20 protein-coding genes are annotated in these 20,345 nt (G+C 70.3%); 9 read left to right on the forward strand and 11 right to left on the reverse strand.

All coding sequences use genetic code 11. The features are described 5' to 3' along the window. Nucleotides 1-12 precede the first annotated feature (12 nt). From AMO33_RS02770 to AMO33_RS02785, 4 genes are all read left to right on the forward strand, one after another. Entirely contained in the window at nucleotides 13-444 is a 432-nt protein-coding gene (locus AMO33_RS02770) for an NfeD family protein (RefSeq protein ID WP_011210005.1), read from the forward strand. After that, nucleotides 444-1,673, forward strand: coding sequence for an SPFH domain-containing protein (locus tag AMO33_RS02775; protein WP_011210004.1), 1,230 nt, complete (start codon nucleotides 444-446; stop codon nucleotides 1,671-1,673). The genes AMO33_RS02770 and AMO33_RS02775 overlap by 1 nt, the downstream gene beginning before the upstream one ends. Nucleotides 1,674-1,811: 138 nt before the next feature. Then, nucleotides 1,812-2,174 carry a hypothetical protein gene (locus AMO33_RS02780; RefSeq protein ID WP_228790109.1) on the forward strand — a complete coding sequence of 121 codons (363 nt, stop codon included), beginning with the start codon at nucleotides 1,812-1,814 and terminating at the stop codon, nucleotides 2,172-2,174. Between the two features lie 448 nt (nucleotides 2,175-2,622). Then, nucleotides 2,623-3,555 carry a CorA family divalent cation transporter gene (locus AMO33_RS02785; protein WP_060590277.1) on the forward strand — a complete coding sequence of 311 codons (933 nt, stop codon included), beginning with the start codon at nucleotides 2,623-2,625 and terminating at the stop codon, nucleotides 3,553-3,555. Here AMO33_RS02785 and AMO33_RS02790 read toward each other — a convergent pair. Next, nucleotides 3,552-4,238, reverse strand: a complete 687-nt coding sequence (locus AMO33_RS02790) for a TVP38/TMEM64 family protein (RefSeq protein WP_011210001.1) — start codon at nucleotides 4,236-4,238, stop codon at nucleotides 3,552-3,554. The genes AMO33_RS02785 and AMO33_RS02790 overlap by 4 nt on opposite strands. Nucleotides 4,239-4,422: 184 nt before the next feature. Here AMO33_RS02790 and AMO33_RS02795 point away from each other — a divergent pair, with 184 nt between their 5' ends. Genes AMO33_RS02795 through meaB form a run of 3 tightly spaced genes read left to right on the forward strand, consistent with a single transcriptional unit; the run spans nucleotide 4,423 to nucleotide 9,616 of the window. Further along, nucleotides 4,423-6,288: a methylmalonyl-CoA mutase family protein gene (locus AMO33_RS02795; protein ID WP_060590279.1), complete on the forward strand. Its 1,866-nt coding sequence runs from the start codon at nucleotides 4,423-4,425 to the stop codon at nucleotides 6,286-6,288. Further along, the gene (gene scpA, locus AMO33_RS02800; protein WP_060590281.1) at nucleotides 6,288-8,570 is read left to right on the forward strand and encodes a methylmalonyl-CoA mutase; all 2,283 of its coding nucleotides are present in this window, start codon (nucleotides 6,288-6,290) and stop codon (nucleotides 8,568-8,570) included. The genes AMO33_RS02795 and scpA overlap by 1 nt, the downstream gene beginning before the upstream one ends. After that, on the forward strand, nucleotides 8,567-9,616 hold the full coding sequence (gene meaB / locus AMO33_RS02805) for a methylmalonyl Co-A mutase-associated GTPase MeaB (protein WP_060590283.1): 1,050 nt from the start codon (nucleotides 8,567-8,569) through the stop codon (nucleotides 9,614-9,616). The genes scpA and meaB overlap by 4 nt, the downstream gene beginning before the upstream one ends. A gap of 264 nt (nucleotides 9,617-9,880) precedes the next feature. On the opposite strand, the gene AMO33_RS02810 is transcribed toward meaB, so the two are convergent. After that, the gene (locus tag AMO33_RS02810; RefSeq protein WP_060590285.1) at nucleotides 9,881-10,354 is read right to left on the reverse strand and encodes an NUDIX domain-containing protein; all 474 of its coding nucleotides are present in this window, start codon (nucleotides 10,352-10,354) and stop codon (nucleotides 9,881-9,883) included. Continuing rightward, on the reverse strand, nucleotides 10,338-11,102 hold the full coding sequence (locus AMO33_RS02815; protein ID WP_060590286.1) for a helix-turn-helix domain-containing protein: 765 nt from the start codon (nucleotides 11,100-11,102) through the stop codon (nucleotides 10,338-10,340). Before AMO33_RS02815 ends, AMO33_RS02810 begins: the two co-directional genes overlap by 17 nt. A gap of 338 nt (nucleotides 11,103-11,440) precedes the next feature. Between AMO33_RS02815 and AMO33_RS31275 the strand changes: the two genes are divergently transcribed. Then, nucleotides 11,441-11,731, forward strand: coding sequence for a hypothetical protein (locus tag AMO33_RS31275; RefSeq protein ID WP_139337537.1), 291 nt, complete (start codon nucleotides 11,441-11,443; stop codon nucleotides 11,729-11,731). Then, nucleotides 11,707-12,357 (forward strand): hypothetical protein, encoded by a 651-nt coding sequence (locus AMO33_RS02820; protein WP_060590288.1) that lies wholly within the window; start codon nucleotides 11,707-11,709, stop codon nucleotides 12,355-12,357. Before AMO33_RS31275 ends, AMO33_RS02820 begins: the two co-directional genes overlap by 25 nt. Before the next feature lie 247 nt (nucleotides 12,358-12,604). Here AMO33_RS02820 and AMO33_RS02825 read toward each other — a convergent pair whose 3' ends face one another. The 8 genes from AMO33_RS02825 to AMO33_RS02860 form a co-directional block, all read right to left on the reverse strand. Beyond that, the gene (locus tag AMO33_RS02825) at nucleotides 12,605-12,967 is read right to left on the reverse strand and encodes a hypothetical protein (protein WP_137353129.1); all 363 of its coding nucleotides are present in this window, start codon (nucleotides 12,965-12,967) and stop codon (nucleotides 12,605-12,607) included. A gap of 83 nt (nucleotides 12,968-13,050) precedes the next feature. Next, nucleotides 13,051-13,821, reverse strand: a complete 771-nt coding sequence (locus tag AMO33_RS02830; RefSeq protein ID WP_011209993.1) for an MHYT domain-containing protein — start codon at nucleotides 13,819-13,821, stop codon at nucleotides 13,051-13,053. Nucleotides 13,822-14,092: 271 nt separating this feature from the next. Next, nucleotides 14,093-15,274: a peptide synthetase gene (locus AMO33_RS02835; protein WP_060590292.1), complete on the reverse strand. Its 1,182-nt coding sequence runs from the start codon at nucleotides 15,272-15,274 to the stop codon at nucleotides 14,093-14,095. A gap of 16 nt (nucleotides 15,275-15,290) precedes the next feature. Then, nucleotides 15,291-16,334, reverse strand: coding sequence for an NAD-dependent epimerase/dehydratase family protein (locus AMO33_RS02840; RefSeq protein WP_060593258.1), 1,044 nt, complete (start codon nucleotides 16,332-16,334; stop codon nucleotides 15,291-15,293). Further along, nucleotides 16,331-16,615, reverse strand: coding sequence for a hypothetical protein (locus tag AMO33_RS32025; RefSeq protein WP_060590294.1), 285 nt, complete (start codon nucleotides 16,613-16,615; stop codon nucleotides 16,331-16,333). Before AMO33_RS32025 ends, AMO33_RS02840 begins: the two co-directional genes overlap by 4 nt. After that, nucleotides 16,612-18,312, reverse strand: coding sequence for a fatty acid CoA ligase family protein (locus tag AMO33_RS02850; protein WP_060590296.1), 1,701 nt, complete (start codon nucleotides 18,310-18,312; stop codon nucleotides 16,612-16,614). The genes AMO33_RS32025 and AMO33_RS02850 overlap by 4 nt, the downstream gene beginning before the upstream one ends. Further along, complete coding sequence (locus AMO33_RS02855) at nucleotides 18,309-19,217, reverse strand: beta-ketoacyl-[acyl-carrier-protein] synthase family protein (RefSeq protein WP_060590297.1); 909 nt, start codon at nucleotides 19,215-19,217, stop codon at nucleotides 18,309-18,311. Before AMO33_RS02855 ends, AMO33_RS02850 begins: the two co-directional genes overlap by 4 nt. 9 nt (nucleotides 19,218-19,226) lie before the next feature. Then, nucleotides 19,227-20,276 carry a 3-oxoacyl-ACP synthase III family protein gene (locus AMO33_RS02860; RefSeq protein ID WP_167547504.1) on the reverse strand — a complete coding sequence of 350 codons (1,050 nt, stop codon included), beginning with the start codon at nucleotides 20,274-20,276 and terminating at the stop codon, nucleotides 19,227-19,229. Between the last annotated feature and the right edge of the window lie 69 nt (nucleotides 20,277-20,345).

The raw sequence follows: 20,345 nt of genomic DNA on the forward strand, positions 1-20,345 counted from the left end.
TACAGTGGGGGCGTGGCCGCAATCGCTTGGCTGGTCGCGGGAATCCTGCTCGCGGCCGCGGAGATGCTCGTCGGGGATCTGACCCTGCTGATGATCGGGGTGGCCGCCCTCGGCACGGCCGGGGTCAGCGCCGCCGCCGATACCTCGGTGATCGTCGACGCGGTGGTCTTCGGCGTGATCACCCTCGTGCTGCTGCTCGGGGTTCGTCCGGTGTTGCGCCGCCGGTTCGGTACGCCGCCGCCGGTGCCGACCAACGTGCACGCGCTCCCGGGCAAGACCGCGCTGGTGCTCGAGGAGGTGACCGACACCGCCGGGCTGGTGAAGCTGGCCGGCGAGGTGTGGACGGCGCGGCCGATGAATCAGGGGGACGTCTTCGAACCGGGGACGACCGTGTCCGTGATGGAGATCGACGGCGCGACGGCCGTCGTGTGGAAGGGTCCGTGATGGCTGTATTGATCGTCGCCGCGGTGCTGGTGCTGCTCATCGTGGTGGTGGCCTTCAAATCGATCGCGCTGGTGCCGCAGGCCGAGGCCGCCGTCATCGAGCGGCTCGGGCGGTATTCGCGGACGGTGTCGGGCCAGCTGACCTTCCTGGTGCCCTTCGCCGACCGCATCCGGGCCAAGGTCGACCTGCGTGAGCGGGTGGTCTCCTTTCCGCCGCAGCCGGTGATCACCCAGGACAACCTCACCCTGCAGATCGACTCGGTGGTGTATTTCCAGGTCACCAGCCCGCAGGCGGCGGTCTACGAGATCAGCAACTACATCGCCGCGGTCGAACAACTCACCGTCACCACCCTGCGCAACGTCGTGGGCGGGATGACGCTGGAGGAGACGCTGACCTCGCGCGACCAGATCAACAGCCAGCTGCGCGGCGTCCTCGACGAGGCGACCGGGCGCTGGGGCCTGCGGGTGGCCCGCGTCGAGCTCAAGGCCATCGATCCGCCGCCCTCCATCCAGGAATCGATGGAGAAGCAGATGAAGGCCGACCGCGAGAAGCGGGCGATGATCCTCACCGCGGAGGGCACCCGCGAATCGCAGATCAAGACGGCCGAGGGCGCCAAGCAGGCGCAGATCCTCGCCGCGGAAGGTGCCAAGCAGTCGGCGATCCTGGCGGCCGAGGGTGAACGCCAGAGCCGCATCCTGCGCGCGCAGGGTGAGCGGGCGGCGGCGTACCTGCAGGCGCAGGGCCAGGCCAAGGCGATCGAGAAGGTCTTCGCCGCGATCAAGGCGGGCAAGCCGACCCCGGAGTTGCTGGCCTACCAGTACATGCAGACGTTGCCGATGGTCGCCCGCGGCGATGCCAACAAGGTCTGGCTGGTGCCCAGCGATTTCGGCAAGGCGCTGGAAGGCTTCGCCAAGAGCTTCGCGAGCAAGGACGCCGACGGCGTGTTCCGCTACGAGCCGCCCGCCGACGACAGCGAACCGGTGAAGGTGGAGGACGACTCCGACGTGGCCGACTGGTTCGACATGGCGTCGGACCCGACCATCGAACGTGCCGTGCGCGCCGCCGAGGCGACCGCACGGCAGCCGGTCGAGGGGATGGCGCCGCCGGTGGGCCAGCCGGTGCGGCCGCCCGCGCCCCAGCAACCGCCCGCGCAGCAGCAGGCATGGCCGCCCGCGCCGCAGACGGATCCGCAGGACGGTGCGTGGCAGCCCCGCCCGGGCACACCGTGACCGACTGACTGAACGGAGCTGTGCGACTCCCGCCGTGCCGTTTGCTGAAAAGTTGCGGACGGTCCGGTCTCGGGTTACGGTGTGTGCCGTTCGAGAGCCGTGGGCAGGCGCCGTCATCCGACGTTCAGGGAGAATCCGATGTACGACCAGCCGTTCGCCGGTGCTTTGCCAGAATCGACGAGCGGGACCGTGCGGGCGGGACGCCGAACGATCGGCGATCCGCTGGCCACCGGCGAGTTCCGCCGCAACGGCGTGCCGGTCTGGGCGGGTATCGGTCGGCCGGTGCCGGTGGGGGAGCGCACCGGCTGGCGGTGCCGGGTGCGGGTGGAGCGCGGCTCCCGATTGGAACAGTCGCAGGTGGTGGCGCCCACCGAGCGCGAGGTGCTGCGGATGGCGCTGGAACTGGTGAGCACCCGGCTCGGGATGACCGAGGCGCAGTTCCTCGACGGCGCCCTGATCCGCTCGAACGCCTCCGGCTACCTGCTGGCCGCTGCCCGCTGACCCGCACCGCGAGCCGCCCGGGCTCGCGTTGGCGCACACCGGGATTCGGACCAAGCGGTACGACCGGTGAACGGGCGTCGAATACATTCCGCCTCGATTGACTGTGCCGCGCGCCGCCGTTCTAATGAACGATGGCGCGATTCGCGCGCCGGATTCCGACGAACGAAGCGGGGTGAGCGGCAGATGCCGGATGACAGTATCGATGCCTACTGCCGGTCATTTCCCGTGCGACGAAGCTGTCCGGTTCGTCGCTGATCCGTGCGCCGCGCCCGAATCGTCAAGGGCCACAGCGTGAACGCCGCACGGACGCCCGATCCGACGTGTCCCGACCAGCCCCTGCCTGGAGTCCCGCCGTGAGCACTGCCCGCCTCGAACCCGTGCCCGCCGCCCGCGCGGCGACCCCGTCGCGTCCGCGCATCGCCGTTCCATCGGTGCGTGGGAGGTCACGATGACGAAATCCCTACGCGCGCCCGCCGATCGGTTCGACACCGAGGTGCTCGGCATGCACTGGATCCCGCTGCCGTCCTCGGACGAGGACACCGCGGCGGTGCTGCGCGAGCGGCTCGGCGTCGATTTCACGACGCCGCGCGACGGGGTCACCGCGCAGGGTGATTTCACGTATCTGCCGGTGACGGTGAACTACTGCCGCGGCGAGCGGGTCGAGCGGGAGACCATCGTCTTCGCGCTCGGCACCGAGTTCGTCGTCACGCTGCAACCGGCCGAGCCCTTCCTGCCGTTCGAGACCGCCATCGCGGCCATGCGCCGTGACGCCACTCTCACCGGTTCCTCCTACGGTGTGACCTTCGCCCTGCTGTGGGCGCTCAACGACGCCTCCGACCGGGTGCTGCGCTGGGTGGGCCATACCGTCGAGGCGCAGCGCGACATCCTCGACGCCGCCACCGCCGAGCACGGCAACGGGCTGGGCGCCGGGCCTGCCCGCGAGGTGATCCACCGGCTCGGCGCCGCCGAACGGGTCGTCGCCCGGGTGCGCGAGACCCAGGCGCAGCTGGCCGCGGCCGCCCGCCATCTCGACGTCGACTACGCCGCACAGACCAGCGGGCTCGGCGAGCGGATCGGCTCGCTCGTGGCCGACATCGAGGGCGTGGCCCGGCGGGCCGAGCGCGAGCACGACGGCTTGCGTTTCCTGGCCCAGACCGCCACCGCCTGCCTCGGGGTGCGCCAGAGCGGCATCCTGCGGCTGCACACCGGCGTGGTCGCGGTGTTCCTGCCGCCCACCGTGCTGGCCGCCTCCTACGCGGCCGAGTTCACCTGGCTGCCGCGGCTGGACCCGATCCCGGCCCTGTTCGTCTTCGTGGTCGTGACCGCGCTGGCCGCCGCCGTTCCGCTGCACTACCTCGGCCGCGGCGAGCGGCGCACCTAGGAGCGCGGCCCCGCGGCGACGGCGACCGGTTCCGGCGCGGGGTCGACCGGCTGCCACCGGGCATCGACCACCAGGCCCACCAGGCCGATGCCGAGACACACCGCGGAGACGACGAGCATGGCCGGATGGGTGCCGCCGGTGAGCGCGTCGGCCAGGATCACCGTGGCGACGGTGCCGGGCGCCGAACCGACCACGGTCGCCAGCAGATAGGGGCGCACCCGGATCGAGGTCAGCGCACAGCAGTAGTTGACGACCGAGAACGGCGCGAAGGAGATCAGCCGCAGCGACCCCACGGCCAGCCAGCCGCGTCGGCGCAACCGGTCGTCGACCGCCCGCACGGCAGGATGGGTGAGTCGCGCGGCCACCCGGTCGCGGTCCAGCGCGCGCACCAGAAGCAGGGCGAGCACGGCGGCGACGGCGGTGGCGGACAACGCGATCGCGCTGCCCAGCAGCGAACCGAACAGCACCCCGCAGCTGATCGTCAGCACGGTGCGCGGGACCGGCGCGACCGCGACCAGCGCGTAGAACAGGAAGAACAGTGGCGGGAACCAGACACCGAGCGAGCCCGCCCAGTCCTGGATCTGCTGGGGGGTGGGCAACGGCACCAGCAGCGCGACCGCGAACAGCGCGCCGAGCCCGGCGAGGGCGACGACGATACGCGGATTCCGCAACAGCCTGGTCACTCGCGACAGGTTACCGGTTGGTAGTGGCGGCCAGGGTCAACCGCCGCATCCGCTGCCGCTAGCATCAAGGGAAACGGGACGAATGCTCGTTAACCAATGTGCTCGCTGAGCTGGGCGAATGCGAGGTATCGGGCGCACACACGAGGTGCGCGCCCCGTGGTCGAGTGGAAGAGGGACAGCAGCTATGCCGATTGCTTCAGATCCGTCTCCCGGCGCGGAGACGGTTCCGCAGTACGCCGCGTGGCGCAAGGGAGTGGCGGGCGTGCTCGCCAAGGCGCGCAAGGTGGACGTGGCCGATCTGCCCGACGAGCCGGAACAGCTGCTCACGCAGACGACCTACGACGGACTGGCCGTCGCCCCGCTCTACACGCGGCGCGACGAGCGCCCGGAGCCGCCGTTGCCCGGCGTCTTCCCGTTCGTGCGCGGCCGGGACGCCACCCTTGACGTGCACCGGGGCTGGGACGTGTGCGCGGACATCACCGAAACCGATGCCGCCGCGGCGAATCGGGAGATCCTCGCGGGGCTGGAGAACGGGCTGAGCGCCGTGCGGGTGGGCGTCGGCGAGCACGGCGTGCCCGTCGCCGAACTGCCGACCGCCCTGCGCGGTCTGTTGTTCGAGCTCGCGCCGCTCAGCCTGGCCGCGGGCGCGGCCCTGCCCGAGGCCGCCGCGCAGCTGTACGCGGTGCTCGACGACTACCGCGTCGACGACCGCGCGGCCATCCGGATCGGCCTCGGCGCCGCGCCGCTGACCAGCCGCTTCGCCGGTGCGGCCGACGTCGACTCGGACCGGGCCGTCGAGCTGGCGAAGCAGGCCGTCGCGCGCACCGAGACAGTGCGCGCGATCACCGTGGACGGCACCGTCTTCCACAACGCCGGCGCTTCCGACGCCCAGGAACTCGGCGCCGTGGTGGCCGCCGGCCTCGAGTACCTGCGCGCGCTCACCGGCGCCGGTGTCGACATCGCCGACGCGCTGGGTCAGCTGGAGTTCCGCCTCGCCGCCACCGACGACCAGTTCGCGACCATCGCGAAATTCCGCGCGGCGCGCACGGTCTGGGCGCGGGTCGCGCACGTCTGCGGCGCGCCCGACTTCGGCGGCGCCCCCCAGCACGCGGTCACCTCGGCCGCGATGATGAGCAAGCGTGATCCGTGGGTGAACATGCTGCGCACCACGCTGGCCGCGTTCGGCGCGGGCGTCGGCGGGGCCGACTCGCTGACCGTGTTGCCGTTCGACTGCGCGCTGCCGCCCGGCGAGCTCGGTGTGTCGAAGTCGTTCTCCGACCGCATGGCGCGCAACACCCAGCTGCTGCTGCTCGAGGAATCCCACCTCGGTCACGTGCAGGATCCCGGTGCGGGTTCCTGGTACATCGAGGACTACACCGCGAAGCTCGCGGCCAAGGCCTGGGAGTTCATGCAGGAGCTGGAGAAGGCGGGCGGCTACCGCGCCGCGCTGGACGCCGGCCTGCTCGGGCAGCGGATCGCCGAGACCAAGGCGACCCGCGACGCCGATGTGGCGCACCGCAGGACCGCCGTCACCGGCGTCAACGAATTCCCGAACCTGGCCGAGAAGCCGCTGTCGGAGCAGGCGCGGACGCCCGGCGAGATCGCCCGCTACGGCGCCGCCTTCGAAGCGCTGCGCGACCGCTCCGACGCCTACCTCGAGGCCAACGGCGCGCGGCCGAAGGCGCTGCTGGTGCCGCTGGGCACGGTGGCCGAGCACAACGTGCGGGTCACCTTCATCGCGAACCTGCTCGCCTCGGGCGGTATCGAGTCGGTGAATCCGGGCCCGCTCGAGGTGTCGGCCGTCGAGGCCGCCGCGAAGGAAGCGGGCGCCCCGATCGCGGTGCTGTGCGGTTCGGACGCGCGTTACGGCGCGGAGGCCGGTGCGGCGGTGGCGGCGCTGCGCGCGGCCGGAGTGGAAACGGTGCTGCTGGCCGGCGCGGAGAAGGCCGTCGCCGACCTCGACGCGGCGCAGCGCCCGGACGGCTTCCTCACCGCGAAGATCGACGCGGTGGCGCAACTGTCCGGCCTGCTGGAGAAGGTGGGAGCCTGATGACCCTCAGTCACATCGAAGAACCGGGCGACGTGGCCCACCTGGTGGGCAACTTCGCCGAGGTGCCGCTGACCGAGCACGATCCCGAGCCCGCCGCGGTGGACGCCGCGCAGGTCGAGGAGTTCGTGCGCACGGCCGCCGCGGCCAACAACTACACCCCCGACCAGCTGACCTGGTCGACCCCGGAGGGCATCGACGTGCCGCCGGTGTTCACCAAGGCCGACCGGGACGCCGTCGCCGCGGCGGGCTACCCGCTCGACAGCGTGCCGGGTGTGGCGCCGTTCGTGCGCGGCCCGTACCCGACCATGTACGTCAACCAGCCGTGGACCATCCGCCAGTACGCGGGCTTCTCCACGGCCGCCGACTCCAACGCCTTCTACCGTCGCAACCTGCAGGCGGGCCAGAAGGGTCTGTCGGTCGCCTTCGACCTGGCCACCCACCGTGGCTACGACTCCGATCACCCGCGCGTGCAGGGCGATGTCGGCATGGCCGGCGTGGCGATCGATTCGATCCTGGACATGCGCCAGCTCTTCGATCACATCCCGCTGGACCAGGTCTCGGTGTCGATGACCATGAACGGCGCGGTGCTGCCGATCCTGGCGCTGTACGTGGTGGCCGCCGAGGAGCAGGGCGTCAAGCCCGAGCAGCTGGCCGGAACGATTCAGAACGACATTCTGAAGGAGTTCATGGTCCGCAACACCTACATCTACCCGCCCAAGCCCTCGATGCGGATCATCTCCGACATCTTCGCCTACACCAGCGCGAAGATGCCGAAGTTCAACTCGATCTCCATCTCCGGCTACCACATCCAGGAGGCGGGCGCGACCGCCGACCTGGAACTCGCCTACACCCTCGCCGACGGCGTGGAGTACATCCGGGCCGGTATCGACGCGGGCATGGAGGTCGACAAGTTCGCCCCCCGGCTGTCGTTCTTCTGGGCGATCGGCATGAACTTCTTCATGGAGGTCGCGAAGCTGCGCGCGGGCCGGCTGCTGTGGAGCGAGCTGGTGTCGAAGTTCGAGCCGAAGAACTCGAAATCGCTGTCGCTGCGCACCCATTCGCAGACCTCCGGCTGGTCGCTGACCGCCCAGGACGTCTACAACAACGTGGCGCGCACCTGCATCGAGGCGATGGCCGCCACCCAGGGCCACACCCAGTCCCTGCACACCAACGCCCTGGACGAGGCGCTGGCGCTGCCGACCGACTTCTCGGCCCGCATCGCCCGCAACACCCAGCTGCTGATCCAGCAGGAGTCCAACACCACCCGGCCGATCGACCCGTGGGGCGGCTCCTACTACGTCGAATGGCTGACCCATCAGCTGGCCGAGCGTGCCCGCGCGCACATTGCCGAGATCGAGGCGCACGGCGGTATGGCGCAGGCGATCTCGGAGGGCATCCCGAAGCTGCGCATCGAGGAGGCCGCCGCCCGCACCCAGGCGCGCATCGACACCGGCCAGCAGCCGGTGATCGGCGTCAACAAGTACCAGGTCGAGGAGGACCAGGCGGTCGAGGTCCTCAAGGTCGAGAACTCCCGCGTGCGCGCCGAGCAGATCGAGAAGCTGCGCCGCCTGCGCGCCGAGCGCGACCAGGACGCGGTCGACCGTGCCCTGGCCGAGCTCACCCGCGCCGCCGCCGCCACCCAGGGCGGTATGGAGAACAACCTGCTGGCCCTGGCCATCGACGCCGCCCGCGCCAAGGCCACCGTCGGGGAGATCTCCGACGCGCTGGAGAAGGTCTACGGCCGCCACCAGGCCGAGATCCGTACCCTGTCGGGTGTGTACCGGGACGAGGCCGGAAAGGTCACCAACATCACCATCGCCGGCAAGCTGGTCGAGGAGTTCGCCGAGGCCGAGGGCAGGCGTCCGCGCATCCTCGTCGCCAAGATGGGTCAGGACGGGCACGACCGAGGCCAGAAGGTGATCGCCACCGCCTTCGCCGACCTCGGCTTCGACGTCGATGTGGGCCCGCTGTTCCAGACCCCCGAGGAGGTGGCGCAGCAGGCGGCCGACAACGACGTCCACATCGTCGGTGTCTCGTCGCTGGCCGCGGGCCATCTCACGCTGGTGCCCGCCCTGCGGCAGGCACTGGCCGATGTCGGACGCCCCGACATCATGGTCGTGGTCGGCGGCGTCATCCCGCCCGGTGACTTCGACGAGCTGTACCAGGCGGGCGCCGCGGCGATCTTCCCGCCCGGCACCGTCATCGCCGACGCCGCCATCGACCTGCTGCGCAAGCTCGCCGGCGAGCTGGGTCACGAACTGGAGGGTTCCGCGGCGGAATGAGCGACCCGGGTTCCGCCGCGCCCACCCGGGCGCGGCGGAAGATCGACGTAGACGAACTCGCCGCCGCCGTCCGGCGCAACGACCGAGCGGCCCTGGCACGGGCGATCACCCTGGTCGAATCGACCAGATCCGATCACCGGGCCCTCGCGCAACAGTTGCTGCTGCGCCTCACCCCCGAAGACGGTGATTCGGCGACCGCCGTGGTCTCCAACCGAGTCGGCATCACCGGTGTGCCCGGCGTCGGCAAGTCGACCTTCATCGACGCGCTCGGCATGTACCTGATCGGGAAGGGACACAAGGTCGCCGTGCTCGCGGTCGACCCGTCGTCCACCCGGACCGGTGGTTCGATCCTCGGCGACAAGACGCGCATGGCCCGATTGTCGGTGGAGCCCAACGCCTTCATCCGGCCGTCGCCGACCGCGGGCACCCTCGGCGGCGTCGCCAAGGCCACCCGGGAGACCATCGTCCTGCTCGAAGCCGCCGGCTACGACGTGATCCTGGTCGAGACCGTCGGTGTTGGACAGTCCGAGGTGACGGTCGCGAACATGGTCGACGTGTTCTGCTTCCTCACATTGGCGCGCACCGGCGACCAGTTGCAGGGCATCAAGAAGGGTGTGCTGGAACTGGCCGAGATCGTGGCCGTCAACAAGGCCGACGGCAAGCACGCGATCGAGGCCAAGTCGGCCGCCCGCGAACTGGCCGGCGCACTGCGCCTGATCCACCCGCGCGACGCACTCTGGCGCCCCCCGGTCCTCACCATGAGCGGCCTGGAAGGCACCGGCCTGGACGAGTTCTGGGAAACCGTGCTCAAACACCGCCGGGTACTCACCGACGCGGGCGCTTTCGACGAGAAACGCCGCAGGCAGTTGATCGACTGGACCTGGACGATGGTGCACGACCAATTGCTGCGGCGGCTGGCGGAAGCACCGGAGGTCAAGGCGATTCGCGCGGATGTGGAGCGGGAAGTGCGCGAGGGGACGCTCACCCCTGCTCTGGCGGCCGAGCGCCTACTCGACGCCTTCGATTCCTCAGCGGCGCGAGGTTAGACCCTGGCGGCCGCCGCCCACAGACGTGGACGGCGGCCGCTTCGCGTCCCGGTACCGCGCAAGCCGTGCTCGCCGCCCTGGACGCCGCAGAAGTCGATGTGAACGATTCGCGTGGTGCCGTCCCCCAAGGTCGACCCTGACGCCGCGGATCATCACCCTTCCTGTCGCCGCGCGCCGGCGTCACCGCCCAGGGCGAGCGTCCTCGATTGTCGACGAGGAGTTCCTGTTTCTACACAACAGGATTGGCAGCATACAATGTGCAATTCAACCCAGGTATGGGCTCGACCGTTGTTCGGTGTGATGTCTCAGCCGAAGTCGGACCGTCTCGTGTATGGGCAGTGCCGACAACTCCTCGAGATGCAGGAACCGCACATCCGTCGACTCCGAACTGACCGCGAGACTTCCGCCGACCACCTTGCCGTAGAAGGTGATGTTGAACTCTTGGCGAACCTCGCCGTCTGCGTAGGCAATGACGTGTTCCGGATCGGTGTAGATACCGAGGATCCCGGTGATCTCGATATCGAGACCTGTCTCCTCCTTGGTCTCCCGGACAACGCACTGCTCTAGTGTTTCGCCGATCTCCATCACCCCTCCGGGCAGAGACCAGTTTCCGGAATCGCTTCTGCGCTGCATGAGAACTGCTCCCCGGTCGTCCACGACCAGGGCGCTCCCGCCGGGGACGAGGCTGTTCGCCGCGGGTGCGTCGGGATCGCGGTAATAGTCACGCCGTGCACTCATCGGAGACTTCTCTCGTCGGGTACGGTGTGATAGCTCCCCAGATCTGTTCGAACTGATCGGCAAACGACTCGAATATGCCGTGCTGCGACAGCCGTCGTAGATGCAGAGCTGCGTGCTGATAACCCCTGGCCCGAAACAGATATGGGGTGACGATCATCTCCGAGTCGAACCGGAACACCGAGTTGTAAATGTGTGCGGAGTGAAGTCCGACCGTGCACCCAGGGGTGTCGGCCAGTGGTCCGAGCATGGACAGGGCATTTCGGATTCGACCGGGGAGCGTCCCGCCCATCTGCTCCAATGAGTCGCGCTCCATGACGTGAGCGCAGTCGGGATCGGCGAAGCCGAGGCGTACTTCGCATCCTGAATGACACTTGGCTGCGATGACAGCAGCAGCATCAGGAAGCAGTTCGAGCACGAAAGGGTACGCATATCCGATGATGTCGATCCGCTCGGTTGCACTGTGCAGCAGCGAGACCCACAGTTCAGTTGGTATGTCTGCCCGATGTGCGTAAGCGCCGACGACCTCGGCGGTCGCCGGTGCGCCGGACAGCAAGTCCGGCCGAGCGGCGGGCCACAGCGTCTCCTCTGTCTCCTGGAGTACCTCAGCGATGCGAATCCTGGTTCGACGATGCGGCACTCGCCCGCCGAGCCACCGGCTGACGGTCTTGACATCCACTCCGACGATGGCAGACAGGGCCGCCGAGTCGATCCGGGCCCTCAACATCGCGGATTCGAGCCGAGAAGTCATGACGTGATCGTCCCACGTCCCTGAGGGACGTTGGGAACGTTTCAAGTGTCCGCGAAAGTGTCCCTCGAGGAGTTCTACTGTCCGCTCCCTGTTCGTACCTTGGCAAACCACGCGGTGCTGCTGACCGCTGACGAGACCAGCCATCAGGGCAGCAGGGGAGAGGGGTGAGTGAACGCTTGAACATCGAAAACGCAGGGGCCGTGCAATTCTCATGTGAAGCGCCAACTGTTCGTGTGGGGTCGACGGCAGCGTCGAACCCGAGGACGTCAGCCGGTGCGGGCGCTGACACTCGACTGGCTCAGGGTGTCGTGGTCGCAGGGCAAAGGGAGGCGACCGCCGTGGCCGCTGACATCTCAGTATCGAAGGTGCCGCAGCGGGAGACGGCGGTGATCCCACTCCTCCGGGCCACCAGTGCTCGCGGACTCGCTGCGACGGACCGTGGGCGTCATGACAATCCGCACTGGCCCGTTCGTTCACCCGACGATGCCGCCGACGCGCTGCATCTCCACGGCGACTGCGCCTGGCACTGCGCGACCAAGGTGGCCGCGATCCGGGTCAGCGCGGACGACTTCCGCTACTTCCGCGACCGCACGGGAGGGGAGCCGTGGAAGTCGCGCTCGGGATCGTGAACAGCAGTGTCAGTGTTTCTGCCGCCGATGATCGGCAGGCGCTGATCGGGCTCGCTCGAACACGCGACTATGACCTCGCCGAAGTGTTGCTCATCGATGACGATACCTTCATGCCGACCGCGTGCATCGCGGAGTGCGCCGGCCGCGTCCGGGCCGTCGCGATTCTGGCGCCGAGCCTCGAGCATCTCGGCGTGGCGGCTCGGGCGCTGCCCCATATCTTCACGCTGGTGGTGCCCGACCGAGCCGAGACGGGGGCCGATGTTGTCGGTGCCCGGCGTCATACTGACCGCATGGGGTATGAAGCGGTGCGGGCGCATTCCCGCAGGGGGCGGATCGGCGGGAGCTACGTGAAGGGGTCCCTTCGGTTCCGGGACCGGCCCGCGCCTCGGCGCGGGCGCAACCGATCCCCGCATTTCCACGGTCATCGGAGCGCGTCGCCCATGCCGATCCTGTGGGTGCTCGGGGTGCTCGTGGGCGGGGTGCTGCTGTTGCTGGTCGTGCTGACCCTCACGCACATGGGGCCTGCGGACCGGCCGGACGAGACCGAGGTGGTGCCGGGGCCGGTCGCGCCCGCGCAGCAGGTCGCGCCGCCGCAGCCGTGCTTTCCGTTCGAAGCGAACTGCTGACCTGACTCGCCAGAGGATGTGACGGCCGCCGCCAGGTCCGTGCGCGCTGGTCTGCTGGAACGATGGAGATTGCGCCCTACGACGCGACGGTTCGCTCAGCGGAATATACTGCGAGCGAAGTCTGGAAGGTTCGATGCGCAGCGTGTGCCGCTTGGGTCCGTCGGCCGGAGGACTGTCAGGCGGGGCCGGTCGGGCTCGTGGAGTAGCGCATCCCGACCGGGCCGTCGTTCAGGTCGTGACACACGCGCTAGGAGAGCGGTCCGTCGAGTCTCCGAGCCGATCCTGTGTCGATGTTCGGGAGCGCGGCGCAGACGGCGGCGATCAGGTCGCGGAATTCGGTGACCTCCGCCGTGTGCGCCGCGAGTGCCCCGCCGACTCCGCCGGGTGTATCGGACGCCTTCTCGCGGAACAGTTCCGCCAGGGCGGCCGCGGAGTGGAGGGCGGGGTCGGCCTCGCCGAGACCCCAGTGTGGGCGCTCGGCCAGCGCGCGTGCCTGATCGTGCGCCGCGGTCAATGCCTCGAGCAATCCGGTGCAGGCGCGGTCGAGGTCGGCCAGTGCGGCGTGCTCCCATCGCAGGCGGTTCGACGACGGGGCGAGTGGATCGGGCACGGGGAACCTCCTCGGTCGGTGGGTGTCCTGGTTCTGACGCACCGACCGGAAGATCGGTTCCACGGAATCGGTTTCTCCCGAAATCACTCCCGCGTGGGCCAATACGCCTGATCCGTGGCGCGACGCGCGAAACGGCGGTCGGGGCCGTTGATGTCGGTGAGGCCGAGGTGGAAGAGCATGCCGATGGTGAGCAGGCTGACGCTGACGATCAGCGGGGTCAGCAGCTGGCTCGCGCCCGCGCCCGCGGGCGGGGTGTGGTGCTGGTGGCCGAGGTGCATGGCGAACATGCCGGTGTAGTGCATGCCCGCGACGGCCAGGCCCATCACGAGCGCGGCGCCGATGGTGGACAGGGTGCCGCGGACGTTGAGGGTGAACCACAGCGCCGCGGTGGCCGCGACGACGGCGATCACCAGCGAGAGGACCACTTTCGACCACTCGTAGCCGATTTCGACGTCGGTCTTCATCGCGTACATGCCGGAGTAGTGCATGGCCGCCACGCCGAGTCCGGTCACCACGCCGCCGACGACGAGGGCCTGCTGGCCGAGGCGCGGCTGCTGGGCCAGGCACAACCCGATCCACACCACGAGCATGGCGATGATCGCGCTCGCCAACGTGACCGGCACGTCGTACTTGATGGACGCGCCGTGGATGCGGAAGCCGAGCATGGCCACGAAGTGCATGACCCAGATGCCGGTGCCGCCGATGGCCACGGACGCGGCGATGAGCCAGCCGTCGAACGGGGACGCGGTGCGCACGCGAGTCATGCAGCGCAAGCCGAGCAACGAACCGGTGAACGACAACAGGTAGGCCACCACGGGGGTGAGCAAGCCGTGACTGAAATGGTCGATCTCCACGTGAATGGACCTCCTCGCTGGGCGGATGCCGGCCCGCTGTGCGACGGACCATCGGCATCCCGAACGACGAACATGCAGGGTGCGAATTTAGAGCATAGTGGTCGTTCAAAACTGCACTTTCGCCGGAGGTGACCCAGGACACGGCCATATCACATCGCTGGAAGTTCGCGCCAATCCGGCCGTCGGGGCCGCGTCTCGGCAGGTCCGCGCCTCGCGCAGGCAGGTCCAGCAACCGGTCGGTTCATGTCAACCGGAGCAGACGGCGGGTGCGTCAGTGCCCGGTGCCGGCCCCGGTGTGGTCGCCTTCGAGGGCGGCGGCGATCCGGTCGAGCAGCGCCTCCAGGCGCGCTTCGACTCCGGCGCCGTTGCGGCAGGAGACGGTGATCTCCAGCCCGGCCGGGGTCTCCAGGATGCCGAACAGCAGCGGCATGATCCCGCTGTGCTGGGGGAGAATCCGCATCGTGGTCGGCGTGAAGCCGGGTGCGGTGAGCGCGGCGAGGTCGACGGTGCCCATGTGGGAGACCGTGGCCGACACCAGGTTCCGTCCGGTGCGGGCACCGAGCAGGTTGCCCGCCCGCAGGGCGCCACGCACCACCGCCGGTGGGAAGGCGGTGAGCCCGCCGTTGTCCATCTCGGCCAGCTCGCGGCGGGCGGCCAGCCCGGCCCGCATGGCCGCGCTCACCCGCTGCCCGCCGTCACCCGGCGCGACGTCGACGAACAGTGGCAGGGCGAGGTTGGCGGTGGAGCGCAGCCGCGGATCGTGTCTGCGCAGATCGACCGGGATCATGATCCGCGACGGCCTGCCCGCGGCGTCGGCGAGCGCGGCGGCGATCCGCGCGACCACGCCCTTGCCGCCCGCGGCGACGGTCCGGTGCCGCAGCAGCGCGCGGCGCGCCGGGTCCTGGCGTCCGTGACCCGCGGCGCTGCGATGCACGGGCAGCAGCCGGGTGGGCGTGCCCTGCGCGCCGAGCCGGGCGACGAGGTCGGCGTCCGCGACCGGGTCGGGCGCGCCGAGCGGGTCCTCGCCGCGCAACGCCCGGAAGACGTCGTCGACCCACAGTCGCGCGCCCATCCCGTCCATCACCCCGTGGAACACGCGGAACACCACGGTCACCGGATCGGCGGTGAGCAGCAGAACCTCGCAGGTGCGGTCGGCGGTGGGTTCGATCGGGCTGCCGAGGACCGGATCGGCCTCGAGTTCCGGGTAGGTGAGCGTGTGCTCGGCGACCACGCGCACCCGCGCCGCCACGCCGCTGTCGATCCAGTGCGCGCCGTCGCGTACCAGGCGCGCACCGGGATTCGCGGCCGAGGCGAGGTCGACGGCCCGCTGCAGCCGCGCCGGGTCGATCGCGCCGCTGCCGTGCACAACCAGGTGCATCAGGAACGGCGGCGCCACCTCCCTGGCCGCGAGGTAGAGACGTTCGGTGGGCGTGATGCGACGGCGGTAGGTCAAGCTCGGCTCCGGATGCTCAGCGGACGTGGCGGGTGACGGCCTCGACGCCGCCTTCGGCGGCCAGCCAGTCGAGGAACGCGGTCAAGCCGGTGTCCCGGTCGACGATCGGCCGGTAGCCGAGGTCGCGGGCGGCGGCCGAGGTGTCGTAGGTGGCCGAACGGGTCATCAGCGCGACGACATAGCGCGACAGCGGCGGCGACCAGCGTGCGGCGATCGGCGGGATCCGCCACAGCGCCTCGATCACCGTCACCGCCGCGCGCAGCACCCGCGGGTCCGGGCGGCGGGTGGGTGGCCGGTAGCCCAGCCGTTCGGCCACCTCGGCGAGGAACCGCCACACGTTCGTCCGCTCCGCATCGGCCACGAAATAGGCTCTGCCGCCGACGGTGTCGGCGGTCATCGCCTTGACGCAGGCGTCGACGATGTTGTCCACGTGGCACAGCGAGGCGTAGACGTCGCGGCCGCCGGAGAGGTCGGGCAGGCGTCCCTGGGCGGTACGAGTCAGCAGGCGCACGATCGGCCCGGACCGGTCACCCGCACCCCAGATCGCCCGTGGCCGCAGCGCGCAGGTGGTGAAGCCGGGCGCGTTCGCGGCCAGCACCAGGCGTTCGGCGGCGGCCTTGGTCGCGCAATAGTGGTTGAGGTAGCGGCGGGGGTAGGGCACCGATTCGTCGATGTCGAGCTGGTCGCCGCCGTCGCGATCCATCAGGGCGCTCGGGCTGGAGACGAAGACGAACCGTGTCACGCCCGCCGCGCGGGCCGCGGCGAGCAGGGCCTCGGTGCCGTGCACGTTCTCCCGCTCGAATTGCGCGCGGGTGCCGCGTTCGTCCACCCGCGCCGCGCTGTGCACGACGACCTCGGCGCCCACCACCGCCGCCGCGAGTGAGGCCGGGTCGGTGAGATCGCCACGGGCCACCCGCACCCGGGCCAGCGCGTCACCGAGGCCGCCGAGATCGCTGGCGGGGCGGGCCAGCACCGTCACCTCGTGGGCCCCGGACCGCACCAGCCTGCGCACCAGCGCACCGCCGAGGAAGCCCGACGCACCGGTCACGAGCACCTTCATCGTGGCACCTCCCGCGCGCCGGGCGCGGTGCGCCACCAGGTGAGACCGAAGATCTGGGTGAGCACCGCCGTCCGCCACGCGGGACGACCGGACTCCGCGGCCGCCCGCAGTGCCGCCGGAATCTGGGCGGCGTGCACGACCACACTGAGGAACGCATCGATCCACCACAGCGTCCGCAGGATGGGGTCGCGTGGTGCGTGGCCCGAGCGGGCCAGGACCAACCCGGCGACCAGGTAGAGCCACCCGATCAGCGGAATCGACCGCAGGACGGCAACTCTCATCGCCGGATCACCTCCCGCAGGCCAGCGGGTCCGGCGGTGGACCGCCCGGCGGCCCAACGGGCGAGCTGCTCGCGACCGATCTTGGCGTTGTGCCGGATGTCGACCGGGAACCCCGGGTGGAACAGGAAGTCGTCGATCGATTCGGTGAGCGCGAACTCGGCCCCTCGGGTGCGCAGCCGTAGTTCGACGGCGAGCCGGTCGGCGCCCGGCTCGGTCTCCACACACAGCACCGGGCGTTGTGCGCCGGGCGCTCCGACGCCGACCAGAGCGGTCCGGGCAACGCCCGGCACCGCGTTGAACACCTGCTCGACCTGTACCGTGCACAGCGTCCCGGCGGCGGTCCGCACCCGCTGACTCTTGCGCCCGCAGAACCAGATCCGGCCCTGCTCGTCGAGGCGGCCGAGGTCACCGGTGCGGTGCCACACCCGCCCGTCGTCGGTGATCTTGCCGACGCGGTCGGCCTCGGCGGGCCAGTGATACCCGGTGCTGACATGTGCTCCGCTTACCACGATCTCGCCGATTCCGTCGGTGTCGGCCAGCCGGGGAGCCAGCGCCTCGGCCTCGGCCCACGTGGGGATCGGCTCGTCGGTGACGGCGACGATCCGCACCTGCACGCCGGGGGAGGGCCGCCCCAGACAGGTGCCCTCGCCGCGGTGCGCCCGGATCACCAAGCCGCCCAGCAATTCCCGCGATTCGACGGTGGAGATCGGCAGCGCTTCGGTGGCGCCGTACCCGGCGTAGACGAGCACGTCCTCGGCCAGCACGTCGCGCAGCCCGGCGATGCACCAGGCGGGCACCGGGGCGCCGCCGGAGTAGACGCTGCGCAGGGTCGGCAACGCGGCCGGGTGCGCGCGCAGATGCCGCAGCAGCGGGACGAGGACGGCGGGGGAGGCGAACATGGTGCGGACGCCGAAGCGGGTGATTGCGTCGACCACGTGCGCGGGGTCGGTCGAGCCGACCCGGCTCGGGATCAGCGGCGGCAGCACGCAGCGCGCGCCGAGCAGCAGATCGAGGACGCCGACCAGTGGCAGTGTGACCAGGGAGGTGTCCGGCGGGACGTGGTCGCGCTCGGCATCGACCGCGGCGAGCATGGCGGTCAGGTTGCCGTGCGTCAACCGCACCGCCTTCGCCGGGCCGGTGCTGCCGGTGGTGAACGCGATCAACAGCGGCTCGTCCGGGTCGGCGGCCGCACCTTCGAGCACGCCCGCGCCCGTCGGTGCCCGGCCGAACTCGGCCAGCCGGAATCCGCCCCAGCACCAGCGCCTGCCCACGGTCACCACGGTCCGCACCCCAGCGAAGTTGCGGCGGAACAGCACTCGCAGTACCTGTGCCCGGGGTATACCGATGAAAGCCGCCGCGTCCACCGCGCGCAGGCACCGCAGCATCCTGCGGATGCCCATGCCCGGGTCGATCACCACCGGTACGGCGCCGATCTTGAACAGTCCCAGCAGGATCGCGTAGAGCTCGGGGCCGGGCAACACCAGGACGATGGTTCTCGTGCCGGTATCGACGCCCGCGTCGAGCAGGCGACGCGCGATCGCCTCCGACCAGTCGTCCAGTTCCCGCCGGGTCAGCGTGCGGTACCGGGGCAGTCCGTCCCCGCCGATACCGTCCGGGTGGATCACCGCCGCCCGGTCCGGGTCCGCGCGGGCGAACTCGCGGAACCGCTCGACCGGCGCCCACCACCGCACCGTCACGGCCGCGCCCCCACGAGGGCGGGCAGCCGGTAGCGCACGGCACTCGCCGCGGGGCCCGCGCCGGCGGCCACGAACAGCACCGAGGTGTAGTCCGCCAGTGTCTGTTCCCGCACCGCGCGGTCGTAGGCCAGCGGCAGCGCGGCGGTGTGCGGGTCGCCGTCGGTGAGGTCGGGCAGCCGCACCGCGTCGGCGGGCAGGCCGAGCGCCTCGGCCAGGCGCAGCGGGAACCGCGGGCCGGGGGTGGATGCGATGAGCGCGGTGGTGGCCGGATCGTCCGAATCGTCGAGCGCCGCGCGGGCCGCGGCGAGCGCCACCGGCAGCAGCCGGTCCTCGAAGTCGGCGTCCCGCTCGACGGTCATCACCCCGCGTCCGGCTGTCCCCATCGTGGCCGTGTCCACGTAGGCCCGGGTGCCGGGATCGCCGGGCGCGGCGGCGGTGTGCACGCGGCCGAACCCGTCGGGCTCGTCGGTCCGCTCGAGCAATATCGCCACACTCGCCGTCGCATAGGGGAATGCGTCGTCGGCGACCGCGCGGGTCAGCGACGGGTGGGTGTCGCCCGCGACGATCAGCACATGCTCGACGCCGCCGGCGCCCAGGACGGCACTCGCGACGCCGATCGCGTCGACCACCCCGGCCGCGCCGTTCATCAGGTCGAAGGAGAACGTCGTCGGATCGCCCTTGTCGTACTCGAGGCCGAGGCCCGCCGCCTGCTGGATCAGCGCGGCCACCGCGGGCTCCACGGTGTTGGAGTCACGGAAGACGCCGGTGTTGATCAGCACGCCGATCTGTTCGGGCCGCACCCCGCCCCGCTGCATCGCCTGTCGCGCCGCCCGGCCGCCGTGGGTGACCACGCTGTGGGTCTCTCCCGAGCGGCTCACGCCGGTGGATGTGATTCGCACGCCCATGTCGATACCTCAGACCTTCAGGGAGGAGACGGTGGTGGACAGGAAACCGGTCACGATGCCCGAGGCGGCGGGCACCATCAGCAGCTTCGACCCCGCGGGGATGCGCTGCGCGCCGAGCTGGTCGTGCAGCACGAGGAAGTGCGAGGTGGTGGAGGTGTTGCCGTACTTGTCGATGACGTTGAGGTCGGGCGGCATCGGTGCGCCGAACTCGCGCGCCGCGAGCGCGTTCATGTGCGGCACAGCCGCGGCGCCGAACTGGTGGTGGATGACGAAATCGAAGCCCTCGTCGGCGAAGTCGCGACCGTGCCGTTCGAGGTAGCCGGCCTGGCTGTGCGGCCACAGCAGGAACCTGGCCTCGTTGTGCATCCGCCGGTTGTCGGTGTAGAGCGCCACGCCCTGGGTGCGGCCGCTGGGCATGCCCAGGCACAGGTGCGCGTGGTCGGCGGCGGTCAGCAGCTCGATGTAGTGGATGCGGTCGGCGTCGTCGACCGATTCGTCCAGCACCACCGCGCACCCGGAGTCGCCCACCGACAGCGAGGCGAACTGCAGATCGTAGGTGTCGGAGATCTCCTCGACGGCGGTCTCGGCGATCGGGGTGATCGCCTCCCCGCTGACCACCATGCCGGTGCGGGCGGCACCGGTGCGGATCATCCGGTCGAGAATGTAGGTGCCGGTGAGCATTCCGGCGCACGCGTTGGACACGTCGAAGGTCATCGCCGTGTGGGCGCCGATCTCCTTCGCGATCATGGACGCGAAGGAGGGTTCCATGTACATCCGCGTGCCGTGCCTGCTGCGTGTGATGGAGCTGGAGACGATCACATCGAGTTCGCCAGGGGCATAACGGGATCGGGACAGACAGTCCTCGGCGGCGCGCAGTGCGAGGGTGAACGAGTCCTCGGGCGCGGCCGGGTTCGTGTCGCGCATCCGGCGCTCCCGCACGCCGGTGATCCGTTCGAGATCGAACGCGGGCGGTTGCCGCAACCGCGAGATCAGCTCCTGTGTCGAGACGACCGTCGAGGGAAGGTACGCGCCGAGGGATTCGAAGCGGGAATGCGACACGGGCATCTCCTGGAAATCGCCGAGGACTGTCGGTGGCGGATCGACGCTGATCGCGCAGCGGACATTACC

Source organism: Nocardia farcinica, from assembly GCF_001182745.1.
Classification (GTDB): domain Bacteria; phylum Actinomycetota; class Actinomycetes; order Mycobacteriales; family Mycobacteriaceae; genus Nocardia; species Nocardia farcinica.

Bases quoted from the DNA above. Each gene is read 5' to 3' on its own strand.
- AMO33_RS02775 (WP_011210004.1), top strand. From the start codon at position 444: ATGGCTGTATTGATCGTCGCCGCGGTGCTGGTGCTGCTCATCGTGGTG.
- AMO33_RS02780 (WP_228790109.1), top strand. From the start codon at position 1,812: ATGTACGACCAGCCGTTCGCCGGTGCTTTGCCAGAATCGACGAGCGGG.
- AMO33_RS02785 (WP_060590277.1), top strand. From the start codon at position 2,623: ATGACGAAATCCCTACGCGCGCCCGCCGATCGGTTCGACACCGAGGTG.
- AMO33_RS02795 (WP_060590279.1), top strand. From the start codon at position 4,423: ATGCCGATTGCTTCAGATCCGTCTCCCGGCGCGGAGACGGTTCCGCAG.
- scpA (WP_060590281.1), top strand. From the start codon at position 6,288: ATGACCCTCAGTCACATCGAAGAACCGGGCGACGTGGCCCACCTGGTG.
- meaB (WP_060590283.1), top strand. From the start codon at position 8,567: ATGAGCGACCCGGGTTCCGCCGCGCCCACCCGGGCGCGGCGGAAGATC.
- AMO33_RS02810 (WP_060590285.1), bottom strand. From the start codon at position 10,354: ATGAGTGCACGGCGTGACTATTACCGCGATCCCGACGCACCCGCGGCG.
- AMO33_RS02815 (WP_060590286.1), bottom strand. From the start codon at position 11,102: ATGACTTCTCGGCTCGAATCCGCGATGTTGAGGGCCCGGATCGACTCG.
- AMO33_RS02840 (WP_060593258.1), bottom strand. From the start codon at position 16,334: ATGAAGGTGCTCGTGACCGGTGCGTCGGGCTTCCTCGGCGGTGCGCTG.
- AMO33_RS32025 (WP_060590294.1), bottom strand. From the start codon at position 16,615: ATGAGAGTTGCCGTCCTGCGGTCGATTCCGCTGATCGGGTGGCTCTAC.
- AMO33_RS02855 (WP_060590297.1), bottom strand. From the start codon at position 19,217: ATGGGCGTGCGAATCACATCCACCGGCGTGAGCCGCTCGGGAGAGACC.